Source organism: Mesorhizobium shangrilense (genome assembly GCF_028826155.1).
Lineage (GTDB): Bacteria > Pseudomonadota > Alphaproteobacteria > Rhizobiales > Rhizobiaceae > Arvimicrobium > Arvimicrobium flavum.
On record NZ_JAQGPN010000001.1, the window covers coordinates 2,694,869 to 2,709,040 of the forward strand.

Annotated in this window: 18 protein-coding genes; 9 read left to right on the top strand and 9 right to left on the bottom strand. The window is 64.9% G+C overall.

Translation table 11 applies throughout. From position 1 onward, the window contains the following. The first annotated feature begins 93 nt into the window (after positions 1-93). The 6 genes from PD284_RS12990 to PD284_RS13015 all read left to right on the top strand — a co-directional run bounded on the left by PD284_RS12990 (position 94) and on the right by PD284_RS13015 (position 5,119). Positions 94-342 carry a ParB N-terminal domain-containing protein gene (locus tag PD284_RS12990; protein ID WP_274628611.1) on the top strand — a complete coding sequence of 83 codons (249 nt, stop codon included), beginning with the start codon at positions 94-96 and terminating at the stop codon, positions 340-342. A gap of 195 nt (positions 343-537) precedes the next feature. Further along, entirely contained in the window at positions 538-747 is a 210-nt protein-coding gene (locus PD284_RS12995) for a hypothetical protein (RefSeq protein ID WP_274628612.1), read from the top strand. Between the two features lie 459 nt (positions 748-1,206). Then, complete coding sequence (locus tag PD284_RS13000; protein WP_274628613.1) at positions 1,207-1,650, top strand: pseudoazurin; 444 nt, start codon at positions 1,207-1,209, stop codon at positions 1,648-1,650. 78 nt (positions 1,651-1,728) lie between these two features. After that, a complete protein-coding gene (locus PD284_RS13005) occupies positions 1,729-2,904 on the top strand; it encodes an NnrS family protein (protein WP_274628614.1) in 1,176 nt (391 codons plus the stop codon). Positions 2,905-3,113: 209 nt separating this feature from the next. Next, positions 3,114-4,217: a copper-containing nitrite reductase gene (gene nirK / locus PD284_RS13010; RefSeq protein WP_274628615.1), complete on the top strand. Its 1,104-nt coding sequence runs from the start codon at positions 3,114-3,116 to the stop codon at positions 4,215-4,217. 68 nt (positions 4,218-4,285) lie between these two features. Further along, complete coding sequence (locus PD284_RS13015; RefSeq protein WP_274628616.1) at positions 4,286-5,119, top strand: SUMF1/EgtB/PvdO family nonheme iron enzyme; 834 nt, start codon at positions 4,286-4,288, stop codon at positions 5,117-5,119. Between the two features lie 30 nt (positions 5,120-5,149). Here the strand turns inward: PD284_RS13015 and PD284_RS13020 are convergent, their stop codons facing one another. From PD284_RS13020 to PD284_RS13060, 9 genes are all read right to left on the bottom strand, one after another. Beyond that, the gene (locus PD284_RS13020; protein ID WP_274628617.1) at positions 5,150-5,833 is read right to left on the bottom strand and encodes a cytochrome c3 family protein; all 684 of its coding nucleotides are present in this window, start codon (positions 5,831-5,833) and stop codon (positions 5,150-5,152) included. Between the two features lie 3 nt (positions 5,834-5,836). Continuing rightward, the gene (locus PD284_RS13025) at positions 5,837-6,298 is read right to left on the bottom strand and encodes a nitrate reductase cytochrome c-type subunit (RefSeq protein WP_274628618.1); all 462 of its coding nucleotides are present in this window, start codon (positions 6,296-6,298) and stop codon (positions 5,837-5,839) included. After that, positions 6,295-8,796, bottom strand: a complete 2,502-nt coding sequence (gene napA, locus PD284_RS13030; protein ID WP_274628619.1) for a periplasmic nitrate reductase subunit alpha — start codon at positions 8,794-8,796, stop codon at positions 6,295-6,297. Before napA ends, PD284_RS13025 begins: the two co-directional genes overlap by 4 nt. Beyond that, complete coding sequence (locus PD284_RS13035) at positions 8,793-9,056, bottom strand: chaperone NapD (protein ID WP_274628620.1); 264 nt, start codon at positions 9,054-9,056, stop codon at positions 8,793-8,795. The genes napA and PD284_RS13035 overlap by 4 nt, the downstream gene beginning before the upstream one ends. After that, positions 9,049-9,546 carry a ferredoxin-type protein NapF gene (napF, locus tag PD284_RS13040; RefSeq protein ID WP_274628621.1) on the bottom strand — a complete coding sequence of 166 codons (498 nt, stop codon included), beginning with the start codon at positions 9,544-9,546 and terminating at the stop codon, positions 9,049-9,051. Before napF ends, PD284_RS13035 begins: the two co-directional genes overlap by 8 nt. A gap of 7 nt (positions 9,547-9,553) precedes the next feature. Next, complete coding sequence (napE, locus tag PD284_RS13045) at positions 9,554-9,745, bottom strand: periplasmic nitrate reductase, NapE protein (protein WP_274628622.1); 192 nt, start codon at positions 9,743-9,745, stop codon at positions 9,554-9,556. A gap of 227 nt (positions 9,746-9,972) precedes the next feature. Continuing rightward, positions 9,973-10,257 carry an acylphosphatase gene (locus PD284_RS13050; protein ID WP_274628623.1) on the bottom strand — a complete coding sequence of 95 codons (285 nt, stop codon included), beginning with the start codon at positions 10,255-10,257 and terminating at the stop codon, positions 9,973-9,975. A 20-nt stretch (positions 10,258-10,277) separates the two neighbouring features. Continuing rightward, a complete protein-coding gene (locus PD284_RS13055) occupies positions 10,278-10,787 on the bottom strand; it encodes a DUF992 domain-containing protein (RefSeq protein ID WP_274628624.1) in 510 nt (169 codons plus the stop codon). A gap of 255 nt (positions 10,788-11,042) precedes the next feature. Beyond that, on the bottom strand, positions 11,043-12,074 hold the full coding sequence (locus PD284_RS13060) for a fatty acid desaturase (protein WP_274628625.1): 1,032 nt from the start codon (positions 12,072-12,074) through the stop codon (positions 11,043-11,045). A 283-nt stretch (positions 12,075-12,357) separates the two neighbouring features. On the opposite strand from PD284_RS13060, the gene PD284_RS13065 reads away from it, so the two are divergent. The 3 genes from PD284_RS13065 (at position 12,358) to PD284_RS13075 (ending at position 13,987) form a co-directional block, all read left to right on the top strand. Beyond that, a complete protein-coding gene (locus tag PD284_RS13065) occupies positions 12,358-12,609 on the top strand; it encodes a hypothetical protein (protein ID WP_274628626.1) in 252 nt (83 codons plus the stop codon). A 60-nt stretch (positions 12,610-12,669) separates the two neighbouring features. Then, positions 12,670-12,999, top strand: a complete 330-nt coding sequence (locus PD284_RS13070; protein WP_274628627.1) for a hypothetical protein — start codon at positions 12,670-12,672, stop codon at positions 12,997-12,999. Between the two features lie 310 nt (positions 13,000-13,309). Next, a complete protein-coding gene (locus PD284_RS13075; protein ID WP_274628628.1) occupies positions 13,310-13,987 on the top strand; it encodes a BA14K family protein in 678 nt (225 codons plus the stop codon). Positions 13,988-14,172 lie beyond the last annotated feature (185 nt).

The following is a 14,172-nucleotide window of genomic DNA, read 5'->3' on the forward strand; positions in this document are numbered from 1 at the left end:
GGCGGAGGAAACACCCAGAAGGCCGACTTGTTCCGCCGATGCTTGCCGCTCCGCGGCAATGCGGCATAGAAAGGGCGTCGAAGATGAGGCGCCATGCTCCGGGTTCAGACAATCAAGATCGACAGCATCTATGTGCCTGCGGCTCGTCGCAAGACGCTGCATCCGCAGACTGTGCGCCTCCTGGCCGAGGACATTCTGGAAAACGGGATGAAAACGCCGATCCAGGTGCGCGCCGACGGCGGGCGCTACGTGCTGGTCGAGGGCCTGCACCGGCTGGAGGCGGCGAAGTGGTTGGGGGAGGATACGATCGACGCCTACCTCGTCCAGGCACGGAAGCACTGAGCGCGGGGATCCGCCAGCGCTTTGACGCTTGCCCTGCCACACAAGGCATTGCTCACGACTGTATACCCGTGGCGGCTGAGGCATTTTCCTGACGTTATTCCGACTTTGGCCCAGATTAAGCCGCCGAAGCGTCATTGAGCCGTCAAATCGCCAACCTATGTAGGAGGGACTGAGCCAACAGCACGGAGGTGGCAAATGAGCGAGAGGACGATGCTTGACGAGCTTTTGGGCGATCCGATGACCAGGCTTGTGATGGCGCGCGACCAGGTGAATCCCGACGCGCTGCGCCGCATGCTGATGGAACGCGCACGTCCTCGCGCCGCGAACAGCGACGTTCCGGCCGCGCATGTCATCAGTCAGGTCTGTTGCATGCATTCTCCCCTCATGACCGAATGCCGGTGCTGACCGGCAGCAATCGGGCGTTCAGCCAAATTCGAACCACGAGAGCCACTGCGCGATGTGCCTGCCGGAAGGGGCGCCCACACAGCTGCAATGCTCAAGACTTGCATCCGCTGATCTGAAGACCGCCTGACCGCCATCCCCTGTGGTGGTGGCGGCGCGGAAATGCACGTTCACCGGCGGCTCGCGCTCCCGCGCGACGCTGCGGCGCCTTGCTGCGGCGAGCCGGATGTTCGCCGCATGCCGTCTGTCCGGCTCGGCGACCGCAGGCTCTTTAGCTCGCCGATCCCGCGATCAACGATCGATCAACTTCTGCTTGTGAACCATCCGTGCCCGCCGGACCCTGACCGGACGGCCGCAGGTCTTTTTCGCGCCAGTTTGAGCCAGCGCAAATTAGCACCCGCTGTTTCCCGCTATTCAGGCTGCAACGGCTGACGCCGTCGTCTGAAGAAAGGAACGAATTCCATGAAATCCCTCGCTTACGCCGCCGCCATGGTGTCCCTCCTCGCCATGGTTACAGGGGCATCGGCGGAAGAGCACGTCGTGCACATGCTGAACAAGGGCCAGAAAGGCGCGATGGTCTTCGAGCCCGATCTCGTGAAGGCGGCGCCCGGCGACACGATCAAGTTCGTGCCGACCGACAAGTCGCACAACGCCGAGGTGATCAAAGGAATGATCCCCGAGGGTGCAGAGCCCTTCAAAGGCAAGATAAACGAGGAGTTCTCCGTCACCATGCAGCAGGAGGGCGTCTACGGCATTAAATGCACACCGCACTACGGCATGGGAATGGTCGCGCTGGTGGTCGTCGGTAACCCGGCCAACATCGAGGAAGCAAAAGCGGTCAAGCAGCCGGGCAAGGCCAAGGCGGTCTTCGCCGAGCTGTTTGGGCAGGCGGTCGCGGCCAACTAGCCTCCGCTTTCATGCGATGCGGAGGCGGATCGGGCGGGCCGGGGGGCCGCCCGATCCAACTTGTTAGTGGAGTTTCCCATGGCCGTTCCAAGACTGAGATCCTACGAGGGACCGGCGTTCCTGTCCTACGGGTTCCGCCCGTTCTTCCTGCTCGGTTCCGCCTATGCGGGCCTGTCGATCCTTTTCTGGCTGCCGGCCTATTCCGGCCATGTGGAAACGTTCAGCCTGTTCGCGCCAGTCGACTGGCATGTCCACGAGATGCTGTTCGGCTATCTGGCTGCGGTCGTGACCGGTTTCCTGCTGACCGCGATTCCGAACTGGACCGGGCGGCTGCCGGTCCTCGGGTTGCCGCTCCTCGGTCTGATGTCGCTCTGGATTGCCGGCCGCTTCGCCGTCTTCTTCTCCGACCTGCTCGGATGGCAACTCACCGCGATCATCGACTGCGCATTTCTGGCGGCGGTCGGCGCGGCGGCGGCTCGCGAGATCATATCCGGACGGAACTGGCGCAACTTGAAAGTGCTCGTCCCGCTGGCGGTGCTGCTCGCCGCAAACATCTGCTTCCATGTCGAAGCGCATCTGTACGGGATGTCGGACGCAAGCAGGCGACTGGGCATCGGCGCGGCGATCCTGCTGATCATGATCATCGGCGGGCGCATTATCCCGAGCTTTACCCGGAACTGGCTCGCACGCGAAAATCCTGGGCGGCTTCCCGCACCCTTCGGCCGCTTCGATATGGTTTCGCTGGCGGTCTCCGCAGGCGCGCTGCTGGCGTGGACCGCTCTGCCCGACAGCGTCGGCTCGGCCGCGCTGCTCGCGGTCGCCGGAGCCCTGCAGGCAGCACGGCTGGCGCGCTGGGCGGGGGATCGCACGGTTGCCGACCCGCTCGTCCTCATTCTTCATCTCGCCTACGCGTTCATCCCCGTCGGCATGCTGCTGATCGCGCTGGCGATCGTGCTGCCGTCCACGGTGCCGGCAGCGGCTGGCATCCATGCGCTCGGTGGCGGCGCCATCGGCGCGATGACGCTCGCCGTCATGGTAAGGGCAACGCTCGGGCACACCGGGCGCGCATTGCAGGCGGGGCGGGCGGGTATGTTCGTCTTCGCGGCGGTGCTCCTTGGCGGCCTGGTGCGGATCGCCGCAGCCTTCGTCCCTGACCCCTTGCTCATACAGCTCGCCGGCGTCGCGTGGGCCGCGGCCTTCCTCGGCTACGCCGTCGCCTTTGCTGCGGCGCTGACACAGCCGCGGGCCATCTGAACGCGGCGGCGCCCGTCCGCTCACCACACCGTAGCAACGAACCCACGGCGGCCGCCGGGCATACGTCCCGTCGGCCGCCGCGGCGCGTCATATCTTGTCCAAAATGTCGCAGCCCGCGAGGCCCGCTCTTTGCTCCCGCGCAAAGAGGCGCGGCCCCAGCACGCCTACCTTCATTCTCGCAAATAGACGTCGTCACAAGGAGACGAACAATGTTGACGAGACGCGAAGCCCTCATCGGAGCAGCCATGACGGCTGCCGCGGCGGCCGCGATACCATCACTGCCGACGATGGCGAATGCGGCTGAGGTTGCCGGATTGCCACGCCAGAAGGTGGCGCTTGTCGCTCCGCCCTTTGTCCACGAACACGAGCAGGTCGCGACCGGCGGCCCGAAGGTGGTCGAGTTCACCATGACCATCGAGGAGAAGCCTGTGGTCATCGACGACGAAGGGACCACCCTCAGGGGCATGACCTTCAACGGCTCGATCCCGGGCCCGATGATGGTCGTCCATGAAGGCGACTACCTGGAACTGACGCTGGTCAACCCCGAGACCAACGAAATGCCGCACAACATCGACTTCCATGCCGCCACCGGCGCGCTGGGCGGCGGCGCGCTGACCCACGTCAATCCCGGCGAGCAGGTGACGCTCCGCTTCAAGGCGACCCGCAGCGGCACCTTCGTCTACCACTGCGCGCCGGAAGGCATGATCCCCTGGCACGTGGTGTCGGGCATGAGCGGAACGGTCATGGTGCTCCCCCGCGACGGCCTGAAGAACGAAAGGGGCGAACTGGTCCGCTACGACCGCATCTACTATGTCGGCGAGAACGAGTTTTACATCCCGCGCGACGAGGCCGGGAGCTACAAGAGCTACGAGTCGCTCGGCGAGAGCTATGCGGATACGCTCGTCGCGATGAGGGGCCTCATTCCGACCCACGTCGTCTTCAACGGCAAGGTCGGCGCGCTCACCGGCGAGAGAGCCATGAAGGCCAAAGTGGGCGAAACGGTGCTGATCGTCCATTCACAGGCCAACCGCGATACGCGGCCGCACCTGATCGGCGGGCATGGGGACTATGTGTGGGAAGAAGGCAAGTTCGCCAACCCGCCCGCCAAGGACCTCGAGACCTGGTTCATCCGCGGCGGCTCGGCGGGGGCGGCGCTCTACACCTTCCTGCAGCCCGGCGTCTACGCCTACGTCAACCACAACCTGATCGAGGCAGCTGAGCTGGGCGCCACAGCGCACTTCACCGTGGAAGGCGAGTGGAACGACGACCTGATGAAGCAGGTCGAGGCGCCGCGGCCCATCGTATCGAACTGAGCTGCTGCCTAAAAACGCGGCCCGTCGAAGCGTCGCCGGGCCGCGCTCTTTTCCACGGAGGACAGGTTATGCCATTGCTGACGTACAAACTCATCGGCAGCCTGGCCGGAGCGATGGCCGTTTCAGCCGCGGCGCTGGGGCTCGAGGATCTTGCTCCGACCGCTTGGCACCGCGCGAACGATACCGTGCCCGTCCGGACGACGACCCTTGCACCGGGCTCCTTCATGCATCCGCAGCAGGGCGAGTTTCTCCGCCAGGGTCGTCCAGCGCCGGCGCCGCTCGTCGAGGTCGTGATCGACAGGCCGCTGGAGATCATGACCTACCAGGTAAGCCTTGATGACTATGCGCGCTGCGTCGATGACGGCGCATGCGATCCGGCAGATGCGCGGGGCGCCGGCGACGCACCGGTAACCGGCGTCAGCTTTCTCGACGCGACCGCCTATGCCGCCTGGTATTCGGAGCAAACCGGCAATGCCTGGCGTCTGCCCACGGACGAGGAGTGGGCCTTCGCTGCCGGCGACCGTTTCCGTGCCGACATGGAGCCTCTGGAGGAGGATCCGGAGAATCCCGCCAGGGCGTGGCTTTCAAGCTACCAGCGGGAAGTCGACCTTGCGCGCAAGCCGGACCCGAAGGCGCGACCGCGCGGCGCCTTCGGGATGAACGAAAAAGGCGTCGCCGACGTGGCCGGCAATGTTTGGGAATGGACGTCGACCTGCTACCGGCGAAGCACGATCGCCGCAGACGGCGGGGCGGTGAAGACATCGATCGACAATTGCGGCGTGCACGTCGTCGAGGGCTTTCACCGCACCTACATGTCGAACTTCATCCGCGACGGGAAGAGCGGCGGATGCGCCATCGGCCTGCCGCCGGACAACCTCGGCTTCCGGCTTGTGCGCGGGTAGCGCGCCGGTGCAACAGGCCCGCCGGCGTGCTCAGCGGTAGGTTTCGACCAACTGCTGCAGGTCGCGCAGCTCCGAGGTCTGGGGCAGCTGCTCGCCACGGAACTCCGGCGGAACCTGCCAACCCGGTTCGATGCCCTCCATGTTCGGCAGCTCGTGCGCAATGCCCTTGTGGCAGTCGATGCATGTCGCTTCGCCGGTCAGCAGATAGCGCGTGTGGATGGCCGCGGCGCGCTCGGTCTGCTTCGACAGGTCCATGGCGACCGACGAGTGGCAGTTGCGGCATTCGAGGCTGTCATTGGCCTTGAGGCGCGCCCATTCGTGCTTGGCGAGTTCAAGGCGCTTGTCGAGGAACTTCCTGCGCGTGTCGATGGTGCCGAAGATCTTGCCCCAGACCTCCTTCGACGCCTGCATCTTGCGGGCTATCTTGTCCGTCCATTCATGCGGCACATGACAATCTGGGCAGGATGCGCGCACGCCGGAGCGGTTCGAGAAATGTACCGTGCGGGTAAGCTCCTGGTAGACGTTGTTCTCCATCTCATGGCACGAGATGCAGAAGGTCTCCGTGTTGGTGATCTCCAGCGCCGTGTTGAAGGCGCCCCAGAACAGCACGCCGCCCACGAAGCCGCCAAGCGTGAGGAAGGCCAGGCTGAGTGTGGCCGCGGGCGTGGTGAGGACGCGCCACACCCAGGCGAGAAGGCTCTTGATCCGCCCCATGGCCTATTTGTCCCCTGCGTGGCCGACGCCCATCTCGCTCATGTCCCTGAAGGTGTTGTCGATCGGCGGCTTTGCGTTTGCCTGGGGCACATGGCAGGCCGTGCAGAAGTAGCGGCGAGGCGAGACATCGGCCAGCATCTGACCATCGCGCGTCAAGTAATGGGTCACGCTGATCATCGGCGCCCCCGAGCTTTCGGTGAACTCCCGCTTGTGGCACGACAGGCACCGGTTGGCGTTGACCGAGAGCTGGTAGCCCTCGATCGAATGCGGAATGACCGGCGGTTGGTCCGGGTAGGCGCGCATCTTGCGCACGTCGTCCACCACCCACTTCGGCAAGGGTTTGGCAGCCGGCGTCTCTGTGTAGGGCACGTCACCCATAATGGCCGACCCCATCTCGGCAAGCGCTGCCGAGACTCCAAGGACTGCGACGACAGCGAACGTTCCAGCGAGAACGCGCCGCTTCATACGGAAACGATCTTGACTGCGCATTTCTTGAAATCCGTCTGTTTGGAAATGGGATCGGTGGCGTCGAGGGTAACCTTGTTGATGAGTTGGCTGGCGTCGAACCAGGGGACGAAGATCACGCCCTTCGGCATACGGTTGCGGCCGCGCGTCTCCAGGCGCGTGCGGATCTCGCCTCGCCGCGAGATGACCCTTATCTCAGCGCCCTGGTTGAGACGGCGGTCGCGCGCGTCGTCGGCGTTCATGAAGCAGACCGCTTCCGGAAACGCCTTGTAGAGTTCGGGGACCCGCATGGTCATCGAGCCGGAATGCCAGTGCTCCAGCACACGGCCGGTCACCAGCCACAAATCGTATTCCTCGTCGGGGGATTCAGCGGGCGGCTCGTAGGGGAGGGCGACGATCTTCGCCTTCCCGTCAGCATTGCCGTAGAACCTCACGCTTTCGCCGGGTTTCACATAGGGGTCGTAGCCCTCTCGGAAGCGCCACAGCGTTTCCTTGCCGTCGACGACCGGCCATCGCAGTCCACGCACCTCGTGGTACACGTCGTAGGGCGCGAGGTCGTGGCCGTGTCCCCGCCCGAACGAGGCGTATTCCTCGAAGAGGCCCTTCTGGAGGTAGAAGCCAAAGGCCTTCGCCTCGTGGTTCGCGTATTCCGCGTCGATCTCGGCGGCGGGGAACTGGTCCACGTTGCCATTCTTGAACAGCACGTCGAATAGTGTCTTCCCGCGATAATCCGGGTTGGCGTCGAGGATCTCCGCCGGCCAGACCTCGTCGGTGGTGAAGCGCCTGGAGAACTCGGCCAGTTGCCACAGATCGGAGCGCGATTCGCCGGGCGCGTCCACAAGCTGATGCCAGACATGCGTGCGCCGTTCGGCATTGCCGTAGGCACCTTCCTTTTCGACCCACATCGCGGTCGGCAAGATCAGGTCGGCATTGACTGCGGTGAGCGTCGGATAGGCGTCCGACACCACGATGAAGTTGTCCGGGTTGCGGTAGCCCGGATATGTTTCGTTGGCTGTATTGGGCGCCGCCTGCAGGTTGTTGTTGACCTGGATCCAGTACCAGTTGAGCTTGCCGTCCTTGAGCATGCGATCCTGCTCGACGGCGTGGTAGCCGGGCTTCTCCGGCAGCAGGCCGAGCGGCACCTTCCAGATCTCCTCCGCGCGCTTGCGGTGATCGGGATTGGTCACCATCATGTCGGCGGGCAGCCGATGGGCAAAGGTGCCGACCTCGCGCGCCGTGCCGCAGGCGGAGGGCTGGCCGGTCAGCGAGAACGGGCTGTTGCCGGGCTCGGAGATCTTTCCGGTCAGGAGGTGGATGTTGTAGAGCAACTGGTTCGCCCAGACGCCCCGCACATGCTGGTTGAACCCCATGGTCCAGAGCGACATGACTTTCTTCGCCGGATCCGCATAGAGCTCCGCCAGATCCTCCAGGAAGCCGGCCTCCACTCCGCTGATCTCGGAGACCTTCTCCAGCGTGTACTCGGAGACGAATTGCTTGTAGGCCTCGAAGTCGCTCGGTTCGGTCTTGGCCGCCTCGGCCCTCCCAGTCGCCGCCACCTCCAGCGGGTGTTCCGGACGCAGGCCGTAGCCGATGTCCGTCTGGCCCTTGAAGAACACGGTGTGGTTGCGCACGAAGTCCTCGTGCACGCGGCCGGTCGTGATGATGTGATTGGCGATGTAGTTGAGGATCGCGAGGTCGGTGCCAGGCGTGAACACGATCGGAATATCGGCGATGTCCATCGAGCGGTGGGTGAACGTGGACAGCACCGCGCAGCGAACATGGGGGTGGCCCAGCCGTCGGTCGGCGACGCGTGTCCAGAGAATGGGATGCATCTCGGCCATGTTCGAGCCCCAAAGCACGAAGGCGTCTGCATGCTCGAAGTCGTCGTAGCAGCCCATAGGCTCGTCTATGCCGAAGGTGCGAATGAAGGCGTAGGCGGCCGACGCCATGCAGTGCCGCGCGTTGGGGTCGAGATTGTTGGAGCGGAAGCCCGCGCGCATCAGCTTGGTGGCCGCGTAGCCCTCGAAGATCGTCCACTGGCCGGAGCCGAACATGCCGACCGCGGTCGGCCCCTTCTCCTTCAGCACCTGCTTGCATTTCTCGGCCATGACGTCGAACGCCTCGTCCCACGACACCGGCTCGAACTCGCCCTCCTTGTCGTAGACGCCGTTTCGCTTGCGCAGCAGCGGCTGGGTCAGTCTGTCGGAGCCGGACATGATCTTCGACAGGAAGTAGCCCTTGACGCAGTTGAGGCCGCGATTGACCTCGGCCTGCATGTCGCCATGGGTGGCGACGACCTTGCCCTCCTTGACCCCGACCATGACGCCGCAGCCGGTGCCGCAGAAGCGGCAGGGGGCTTTCGACCACTTTATCTCGAGCGCGCCGACCCCGCCGGGCACTGGCTGGGCCGCCGCCGGCGCGGTCATGCCGGCCGCTGCCGCCGCGATCCCCGCGGCCTGGGCTTTCAGCACTTCGCGTCGCGTCAATTGCTTGTTCATGTCTCCGCGACCTCCAACTCGTCGATATGTTCGTAGACCATGTTCGCCGTGATAACTCCGTCGAGCAGCGCGATGCGGGTCAGCCGGTCGCCCAGCGCTCCGGTGTTCGGCCCCTCGATGACGACGACGATCTTGTTGTTCTCGGCGGCGTAGACCTCGACGCCGTCCATGGCCGCGATACTGCGCTGCACTTCGGTCGAGCGCTCCGGCAAGGTGGTGACGACCGCGCTCGAAATGTGATGGCGTTCGACGTCAGGCATGGGCTGGCTCCTGTTTCCGCTCGATACCGATCGCGCCGGCCGGGCAGGGTGCGATGCAGGCGCCGCAGCCATTGCAGGCGCTCGCATCCAGTTCCGGCAGGAACGGACCGCCGATGCGTGGCCTGAAACGGATCGCGTCCTGCGGGCAGGCGTCGCGGCAGGTCTGGCAGGCGATACCCGAGCGCGGGAAGCAGGCATCCGAGATGATGGCGACATGCGGAAATGCGATAGGGGTCCGGCTGTCGAAAACCGGCTCGGGGCAGGCGTCGGCGCAGGCGCCGCAGAAGGTGCATTCGCCCGCCGCGAAGCAGACGGCCGGAAGGCCCCGGGACAGCGCGATGATGCCTGTCGGGCAGGCGTCGACACATGCGCCGCAGCCCGTGCAGCAGTCGAGACCGCCGATCGCCGTGCCGGGTGGTCGGGTTGCTGGCTGGACTTTGTGGCCTGAGAGGAACTCGCGGCGACTGGGTCTGGCGGGCGCTTCTGTCATCGGCGCCTCAGTGCAAGGACGCCGGAGGGCCAGGGGGACCGAAAACGATCTGCCACATCCAGACCAGGAAGCCGTAACCGCCGACGACGCCCACCGCCACGATGGGCCATATGCCGAAGGCCAGGACGAGAAAGGTGAGGAGTTCGGAACGCCGAGTGCTGCGCGGCCGGGTTTCCGTCTCGATGGAACCCTTGGTCATCATTCCTCCTCCGTTCCTGCGCACCGCTCCGCCAAGGCAGCCGCCGAAGACGACAGCGCCGCGGCGCGTCGTCCCATACAGCCTACCTCTAAAAGCTTTCTCTGCAACACTATTGATCGAAACACGGCAAAAAATGCCCGTCGGTGCCGGTCGCGGATCGGCATTGGAACTGTCCGCGGCCAGACATCCGCTTGCCTCCCATCTCTTTCGGTGTGCCCGGGCCGGGTCTACCGCAGGATCCGGAAATCGGCTCGCAAGGCGTCCGCGTCGGCGCTCTCGGTCGACACGTCCGTCACCCGTGCGCCCGATGGACCCACGCGAAGCTTCGCCAGCATGGCGGCAACCGCATCGGCCGGGCCTGCGATCAGGGCGGTGACGGAGCCGTCCGGCTCGTTGCGCACCCAGCCTGAGAGGCCGAGCGCCCGCGCCTCGTCGCGCGTCCAGTAGCGGAAGCCGACGCCCTGCACGACGCCGCGGATGCGGGCGAGGGTTGCTGTCCGGTCCTCCTGCATGGGCGACTTGCCAATACGCCTCAATTGACGGGGTTGAGCGTCATCGATGTGCCGGTCGCGGCGACATTAAGCCCGATCTGCCCGGTCACGCTCAGCATCTGCAGGTGGATCGAGCCCGTGGTGCCGCCGACCAGGAGATTGCCGCCGACGCCCGCGCCGATCGTAGCCTCGACCGTGGCGCCCCCATAAAAGCCGCTCAGCGAGCCGCGATGGTACCCGGCAGTCGGGGCGAATACCGCCCAGACGAGGCCCTGGCGCGTGGTGAAGCCGAGGTCGACGCCGAGCTTTCGAATGCTGCCGGCGTAATACTCCGTCCTGCCAGCGGTCGAGGTGAACACGCAGTTCACCGTCTTGGCGGAGCCCAGCACATAACCGATGCCGCCGCCGACCTCGCAGGACAGCGTACCGATGCGGACGCCGCCGTAATCGTCCGGCTCCTGATGGGGCCGGCGTGCGTCGGCGGCTTGCGCGATGCCCGCTGTTGCGAGCGCCACGGGGGCGAGAAGGGCTGCGGCCAGAAGGGTTTTCATACAAAAATCTCCATCTCAAACGGCAGGGAACAGTGTGGGCACGACCTAGCCTGAGAACCAATGCTGGAACGCCATTTAGGCGGAAGGGCGGCGGCTTCAACAGCCATCGCGATCTCACTCGCTTGACGGCTTGGCGACGGTGTCCGGCGCCGGCGCTCAGGCGCAATTTCACCCGCGCCTACGCGCAATCGAGGCGGACATCCGTCTCGACCCTGGGCGCCGATGTTCTTCCCCCTCTCAGGGGAGGAAGACGCCTTACCCGGCGATCGCCTTCGCCTGCCGGAACGACACCAGCCGCCGGCCCGCTTCATCCCACAGGACGAAGCGAACGCAGCGAAGGCTTTCGCGAAAACCGATGCGCCCGATATCCGCCAGTTCCGGATGGTCGCGCAAAACCTCCGGCAGCCGGTAGTAGGGCACGCGGCTCGCCAGATGGTGCACGTGGTGGATGCCGATATGGCCGGTCAGCCAGGCCAGCGGGCGCGGCAGCACATAGTGGGACGACCCGTGCAGGGCGGCCTCGCCAAAATCCCACCCGTCCTCGCGCGACCATGTGGTCTCCTCGAACTGATGCTGGACGAAGAACAGCCATATGCCCGCTGCCCCGGCCATGATGACCACGGGCAGATGAACCGCGAAGAACGCCGCCGAGCCCATCAACCAGATCAGGATGGCGGCGGCGACGGCAATCGCCAGATTGGTGAGCATCGTCGACAGCCACGGCATGGCGCCGGAGCGCATCATGCCGATCGGCAATCTCTGCTTGAAGATGAACAGCCAGATCGGTCCGATCACGAACATCACGAAAGGGTTGCGATAAAGCCGGTAGGCAAGCCGCCTGCTCCAGCTCAACGCGCGATACTCCTGGACGGTCAAGGTCGAAATGTCGCCAACGCCGCGCTGGTCCAGATTGCCGGACGAGGCGTGGTGCTCGGCATGCGCCCGCCGCCAGTAGTCATAAGGGGTCAGCGTCAGCACGCCGATGACCCGCCCGATCCAATCGTCCGAGGCACGGTGCGCGAGAAAGGCGCCGTGCCCGCAATCATGCTGGATCATGAACAGCCGAAGCAGGAACGCAGCCGCCGGCACCGTCAGCAACAGACCCCACCAGAAGCCGTGGTGGAAGGACGCCCAGGCCAGCGTCCAGAAGGCCACGAAGGGAACGACCGTCAACGCAAGCTCCACAACGCTGCGCAGCCGGTCTGGCGTGCGGTAGGCCTGCAGCACTTTGTGCCACTGCTTGACCGACAGAGCGCGCGGGGAGGGTGGGACGCTGGTTTTTGACATCAACGCCGATAGCCCGGACTTGCGCCGTCCGCAACATCACGAATGCGAGATATGGCAGTTGGTCGCGGGTCCCGGCCGGTTGTGGATGACCGGCAGGTGAGCAGGTCTCACGCCTAGCGCATGATGTGGGCGGCGCCGGATGCGCAGAAGAGCAGGTGACACTCGATTCGTGCTCGCTTCGAGAGGCGGCAAGCTCGTCCAGGTTCAACCACAACGGGACACAACGGCAAGTTGTCGTCACATTTACGTGGGAAACACCCCCCTCGATGCAGGGGAGGATGCCTTGGATCTGAAGCTTCTTGTCTTGTCGCTGCTGCGGTTGATCGGAATCGCTGCCATTTTCGTTGGCAGCTGGCTGCTGGCCTACGCGCTCGGGCGTCTACTGGCCGCCATCGGCGCGCTCGACTGCAGCGACGCCGCTGAATGCGACCTCTACGCTGCGGTCGTGATGATGCCGCTTGGGGGGACGGCCCTGTATTTCCTGGCGCTCGTGATCCGCTCGATTGTCGCGCGGCATAACGCGGCGCGAGCCTGAAAGTCTCGCATGTCCAGGACAATCTCATCCCCCATCCGCGCAAGTTGAAGGAGGAGTTCGATGCGGTTCAGTTCAGCCATTTTCCCGCTTGCGTTTCTGCCGATCCTGGCGCTGCCTGCGTCCGGCGCGGAAAAGCGCTTCGAGGACGCAAGCGAAAGCAACAAGCAACTGATCGCTCTCTATGAGCAGGCGGGCGACACATGTGTTCGCAACCGCAGCCGCGATGTGCAGGTGACCGTCGCCTGCATGTCGATGACGGTCTATGGCCTGGCGCTCAACGAAAGGGGCTGGTGCTACGGCAAGCAGTCCGAAGCGAACGCGGTCAAGCAATGGCACGAATGCCAGGAAGATTCGGACCGCTTTTCCGAGAGTAGCCTGACGCAGTTCTGAAGCGAGCGCCACCCGTCGCTCCACGGCATGGCTGCGTCGGCCGGTTTTATGGTCGGCCGGCGGTGAGCGCAAACGCAGGGGGCAACCGCAGCACAGGTGGTCCGGTGTGCCGAGTGCGCGGGCGTCTCGACGCCGGCTGCTTCGCGACGGGGACGCTGGTCAAAATCGAGATGGCGTGACTGGTCGCTCCAGAACGGAATTCGCCCCGCGGGGCCTTTCCGCGGCTTGCCCCGCCGACCGGCCTTCATGATCGTTGGAACCGGAGACAGCGCTTCGCATTCTTCCTGTGGTTGAACATGGGAGCGAAGCTTTGAAAGCGTTCTTGGCGATCTTTGGCGGATTCGTGGTGGCGCTTGGCATGTTCGTCGGCGGACTGGCGCTTGCCGCCGTCGTGCTCACAGCTGAACCGGCGCGTCAGGCGGAACCTACCGCGGGGATCGCGGACGTTTGGACCGGAAAACCCCGCGTCGTCGACGTGAAGGCGCAGGATTTTGAGCGCGTTGCCGCCATTCAGCCGACTGTAGAACAGGGAGCGGCGACGCAGGCGGCTGCCAACGGCACGACGGCTGAGTCTGAGCGGCCATCCGTTGATGCCGTCACGACCGCCTCGGTGCGCCTCCCCGCGGAAGAGAGCGAACCGGCAAGCCAATTTTCCGACGCGCACATGGCCTGGTGCTCCAGCCGCTACCGGTCCTACCGCGCCAGCGACAACAGCTATCGGCCCTATAGCGGCGGTCGACGGACCTGCACCTCACCATTCTCTGAAGAGGGTGTTTCCGCGCCGTTGTCCTCCCCGGAAGACGAGTTCGCCGACTACGAAGAGGCCTCGTCCCCGGTCCTGCTGCAGTACGCCGCCGACGGGATGGAGAGCCGCGTTGATCTCCCGGCGGACCATGTCAGCTACTGCTTCAGCCGCTACCGCTCATATCGCCCCTCGGACAACACCTATCAGCCCTACGGCGGCGGTCCGAGGAGGGAGTGTCTGTAGGGGTTGGAGGTGCGTGAGGGGGGCGCTGTAGGGCTGCGCAGGCCGAGACGAGGCGGGCGAGAGCAGCACCCGCCATTCGACCTGCTGCGATGCGCGAGCGTCACGACGTCAGCGATCTCGGACGAAGACGCAGGACAAGCTCTAAAAGCGTGATCCGATCGCTACCGGCCTGGCGATAGCTTCCG

What these genes read in the sequence shown, in the direction of transcription:
- PD284_RS13020 (WP_274628617.1), bottom strand. Translation starts at nt 5,833, where the DNA reads ATGGGGCGGATCAAGAGCCTTCTCGCCTGGGTGTGGCGCGTCCTCACC.
- PD284_RS12995 (WP_274628612.1), top strand. Translation starts at nt 538, where the DNA reads ATGAGCGAGAGGACGATGCTTGACGAGCTTTTGGGCGATCCGATGACC.
- napE (WP_274628622.1), bottom strand. Translation starts at nt 9,745, where the DNA reads ATGACCAAGGGTTCCATCGAGACGGAAACCCGGCCGCGCAGCACTCGG.
- PD284_RS13000 (WP_274628613.1), top strand. Translation starts at nt 1,207, where the DNA reads ATGAAATCCCTCGCTTACGCCGCCGCCATGGTGTCCCTCCTCGCCATG.
- PD284_RS13015 (WP_274628616.1), top strand. Translation starts at nt 4,286, where the DNA reads ATGCCATTGCTGACGTACAAACTCATCGGCAGCCTGGCCGGAGCGATG.
- PD284_RS13050 (WP_274628623.1), bottom strand. Translation starts at nt 10,257, where the DNA reads ATGCAGGAGGACCGGACAGCAACCCTCGCCCGCATCCGCGGCGTCGTG.
- PD284_RS13025 (WP_274628618.1), bottom strand. Translation starts at nt 6,298, where the DNA reads ATGAAGCGGCGCGTTCTCGCTGGAACGTTCGCTGTCGTCGCAGTCCTT.
- PD284_RS13060 (WP_274628625.1), bottom strand. Translation starts at nt 12,074, where the DNA reads ATGTCAAAAACCAGCGTCCCACCCTCCCCGCGCGCTCTGTCGGTCAAG.
- nirK (WP_274628615.1), top strand. Translation starts at nt 3,114, where the DNA reads ATGTTGACGAGACGCGAAGCCCTCATCGGAGCAGCCATGACGGCTGCC.
- PD284_RS13005 (WP_274628614.1), top strand. Translation starts at nt 1,729, where the DNA reads ATGGCCGTTCCAAGACTGAGATCCTACGAGGGACCGGCGTTCCTGTCC.
- PD284_RS13055 (WP_274628624.1), bottom strand. Translation starts at nt 10,787, where the DNA reads ATGAAAACCCTTCTGGCCGCAGCCCTTCTCGCCCCCGTGGCGCTCGCA.
- PD284_RS13035 (WP_274628620.1), bottom strand. Translation starts at nt 9,056, where the DNA reads ATGCCTGACGTCGAACGCCATCACATTTCGAGCGCGGTCGTCACCACC.
- PD284_RS12990 (WP_274628611.1), top strand. Translation starts at nt 94, where the DNA reads ATGCTCCGGGTTCAGACAATCAAGATCGACAGCATCTATGTGCCTGCG.
- napF (WP_274628621.1), bottom strand. Translation starts at nt 9,546, where the DNA reads ATGACAGAAGCGCCCGCCAGACCCAGTCGCCGCGAGTTCCTCTCAGGC.
- PD284_RS13070 (WP_274628627.1), top strand. Translation starts at nt 12,670, where the DNA reads ATGCGGTTCAGTTCAGCCATTTTCCCGCTTGCGTTTCTGCCGATCCTG.
- napA (WP_274628619.1), bottom strand. Translation starts at nt 8,796, where the DNA reads ATGAACAAGCAATTGACGCGACGCGAAGTGCTGAAAGCCCAGGCCGCG.